The organism is Paraburkholderia sp., from assembly GCF_036488505.1.
Classification (GTDB): domain Bacteria; phylum Pseudomonadota; class Gammaproteobacteria; order Burkholderiales; family Burkholderiaceae; genus Paraburkholderia.
The window spans coordinates 1-3159 of sequence record NZ_DASXHN010000081.1; the positions used below are offsets into that span (position 1 = coordinate 1).

General features: G+C 60.4%; 4 protein-coding genes and 1 pseudogene. All 5 read right to left on the bottom strand.

The window, feature by feature from the left end; genetic code table 11:
- Positions 1-319 (bottom strand): ATP-binding cassette domain-containing protein (locus VGH68_RS04395; protein WP_331602280.1); only part of this gene is annotated, 319 nt, incomplete at its 3' end.
- Positions 316-993 (bottom strand): glutamate/aspartate ABC transporter permease GltK, encoded by a 678-nt coding sequence (gltK, locus tag VGH68_RS04400; protein ID WP_331602281.1) that lies wholly within the window; start codon positions 991-993, stop codon positions 316-318. The genes VGH68_RS04395 and gltK, both read right to left, overlap by 4 nt.
- Positions 993-1733, bottom strand: a complete 741-nt coding sequence (locus VGH68_RS04405; RefSeq protein ID WP_331602282.1) for an amino acid ABC transporter permease — start codon at positions 1731-1733, stop codon at positions 993-995. Before VGH68_RS04405 ends, gltK begins: the two co-directional genes overlap by 1 nt.
- A gap of 92 nt (positions 1734-1825) precedes the next feature.
- The gene (locus VGH68_RS04410; protein ID WP_331602283.1) at positions 1826-2719 is read right to left on the bottom strand and encodes a glutamate/aspartate ABC transporter substrate-binding protein; all 894 of its coding nucleotides are present in this window, start codon (positions 2717-2719) and stop codon (positions 1826-1828) included.
- 269 nt (positions 2720-2988) lie between these two features.
- Positions 2989-3159 (bottom strand): annotated as a pseudogene (locus VGH68_RS04415) (Glu/Leu/Phe/Val dehydrogenase); the annotation flags it as partial.

The window sequence follows — 3159 nt, forward strand, 5'->3', positions numbered from 1 at the left end:
CCAGCACCTTCACCTGCGCGAGCGTGAGGTTCTGCTGCACGGACATGTGCGGGAAGAGCTCGAAGTTCTGGAACACCATCCCGATGCGCGACCGCAGCTTGGAGAGGTTCGTCTTCGGATCGTTCACCGCGATGCCGTCCACAGCGATCGTTCCCTTCTGGAAGGGCTCGAGGCCGTTGACGGTCTTGATCAGCGTGGACTTGCCCGAACCCGACGGCCCGCACACCACGACCACTTCGCCTTTTTTTACTTCCGTCGTGCAGTCGGTCAGCACCTGGAACTGGCCGTACCACTTCGAAACGTTCTTGATAGAGATCATCTTGCGACCTTTTTCTGAAGACCTTTGACAAGGCTCGACGCGATCACACAGATCACGAAATAACACGCGCCCGCGAACAGTACCATCTCGACATTCGTGCCGTCACGGTCGCCGATATTCGTGGCGGTGCGGAAGAAGTCGGCAAGGCTGATCACGTACACGAGCGAGGTGTCCTGAAACAGCACGATGCCCTGCGTGAGCAGCAGCGGGACCATCGCGCGGAACGCCTGCGGCAGCACGATCAGGCGCATCGCCTGCGCATAGGTCATGCCGAGCGCGAACGCCGCATTGATCTGGCCGCGCGGCACCGCCTGGATGCCCGCGCGGATGATCTCGGAATAGTACGCCGCCTCGAATAGCGAGAAAGCGACCATTGCCGACGCAAGCCGGATATCGATATCCGCCGACAGACCGAGCACGCTTTGCAGCACTTGCGGCACGATCAGGAAGAACCACAGCAGCACCATCACGAGCGGGATCGAACGGAAGACCGTCACGTAGAGCTTCGCGAACCACTCGAGGGGCTTGATCGACGACAGCCGGAACAACGCGAGCACGGTGCCCCAGACAATGCCGAACACGATCGCGATCAGCGTGATCTCGACCGTGATGATGGCGCCGGTCCACAGCGTCGGCAGCGCGCCCGGAATACCGCTCCAGTCGAAATGATGCATTACTTGCCTCCGATATAGCCGGGTAGCCGGGATCTCGCTTCGACCCAGCGCATCAGTTGCATCACGACCAGGTTGATCAGCATGTACGCAATCGTGACCGCGATGAACGACTCATACGTCTGCGACGTGTAGTCGACCAGCTGGCGCGCCTGAGCGGACAGGTCGAGCAGGCCGATCGTCGACGCGACAGCGGAGTTCTTGAAGATATTCAGAAACTCGGAGGTAAGCGGCGGGACGATGATCCGGTAGGCGACCGGCAGCAGCACGTAGCGGTACGTCTGCCATTGCGTGAAGCCGACCGCGAGACCCGCGGCGCGCTGTCCGCGCGGCAGCGCGTTGATACCCGAGCGCACCTGCTCGCACACGCGCGCGGCGGTGAAGAGCCCGAGACAGATGATCGACGACGAGAAGAACTGCGCGCCCGGCGGCAATTGCTTGAACCACGTGCCGATCGACACCGGCAGCAACTCCGGTATCACCAGATACCAGATGAAGAACTGCACGATCAGCGGAATATTGCGGAAGATCGCGACGTAGACGGTGCCGATGCCCGACGCCCATTTGTTCGGCACCGTGCGCAGCACGCCGAAAAACGAGCCGACGATCAGCGCGATCACCCATGCCGACAGCGACACGGTGACCGTCACCCATAGCCCCGACAGCAGCCAGCCGAGATAGGTGGTCGGCTCGCCCGTGGAGACGGGACTCAGTAGAATGCCCCAGTTCCAGTGATATGACATGACCAAGACTCCAGCAAAAAGAAACGGAAGAAGCGCGGGGCCCCTTCCGTTTCGTTCAGCGTTTCGAAAGTGTCGAAAGGCCGCTAACAGGTTTAGTCGATTGCCTTGTCATTCGGGTTCTTGAACAGGGTCTTCATGTCCTCGCTCATCGGGAAGTTCAGGTTCAGGCCCTTCGGCGGAATCGGCGATTCGAACCAGCGCTTGTAGATCGTGTCGCCTTCGCCGGAGGTTTGCGTCTTCGCGATCGCGTCGTCGGCGACCTTCTTGAACTCCGGATCGTTCTTGCGCAGCATACAGCCGTACGCCTCGCGCGATTGCGGCGTGCCGACGATCACGAAGTCGTTCGGGTTGTTCGACTTCGCGCGCTCGCCGGCGAGCAGCGCGTCGTCCATCATGAACGCGGCGGCGCGACCCGTCGACAGCGTCAGGAACGACTCGCCGTGGTCCTTCGCGCTGATGATGTTCATGCCCATGTTCTTGTCCTGGTTCATCTTGCGAAGCAGGCGCTCGGAGGTCGTGCCGGCGGTCGTGACGACCGTCTTGCCCTTCAGGTCGGCGAAGTCCTTGATGCCCGAATCCTTCTTGGTCATCAGGCGCGTGCCGATCACGAAGATCGTGTTCGTGAACGCGGCCTGCTGCTGACGTTCGAGGTTATTGGTGGTGGACCCGCATTCGATGTCGACCGTACCGTTCTGTACGAGCGGAATGCGGTTTTGCGACGTGACCGGAACCAGCTTCACCTTCAGGTTCGGCATGTTCAGCTTCTGCTTGACGGCCTCGACGACCTTCATTGCGAATTCCTGCGAGTAGCCGATCACGTTCTGCTTGTCGTCGTAATACGAGAACGGAATCGACGATTCGCGGTGACCCAGCGAAATCACGCCGGTGTCCTTGATCTTTTTCAGCGTGCCCGAGTCTTGCGCATGCGCGCCGACCGTAAATAGTCCGAGAGTAGCGAGCAGCAGCGCAGCCTTTTTAACCTTCATCTTGATCTCCTTGGCAAGAACCGGCGCCAGTTTAGCAAAGTAATTTTTCTGAAAGTATCGCTATTAACCATGTTGTTGCGCGCACGCCGCGAAGCTTGCCCGCACCGCGCACGAGCCTTGCGCGGACATGCAAAGGCGGGCGGCATTCACGCAAAAAAGAAAACCGGCGGCCGCGCTGCCCGGGCCAATGCCCGGGGCCGCGCAACCGCCGTTTCAGAGCACGCCAGGCCGTGTCAAAACCGCATCGGCCGCCAGCGGATGAGCCGGAATCAGGGGTAGAGGCCGCGCATTTCGCGCGCCTGCAGAATCCGCTTGCACGCGACGATAAACGCCGCGGTCCGCACCGACACCTTCTGCTCGCTCGACACCTGCCATACAGCGGCAAATGCTTCCCGCATCACACGCTCGAGACGCTCGTTGATTTCATCCTCGGTCCAGAA

Coding starts and splice junctions, on each gene's coding strand:
- VGH68_RS04410 (WP_331602283.1), bottom strand. CDS start 2,719: ATGAAGGTTAAAAAGGCTGCGCTGCTGCTCGCTACTCTCGGACTATTT.
- VGH68_RS04405 (WP_331602282.1), bottom strand. CDS start 1,733: ATGTCATATCACTGGAACTGGGGCATTCTACTGAGTCCCGTCTCCACG.
- gltK (WP_331602281.1), bottom strand. CDS start 993: ATGCATCATTTCGACTGGAGCGGTATTCCGGGCGCGCTGCCGACGCTG.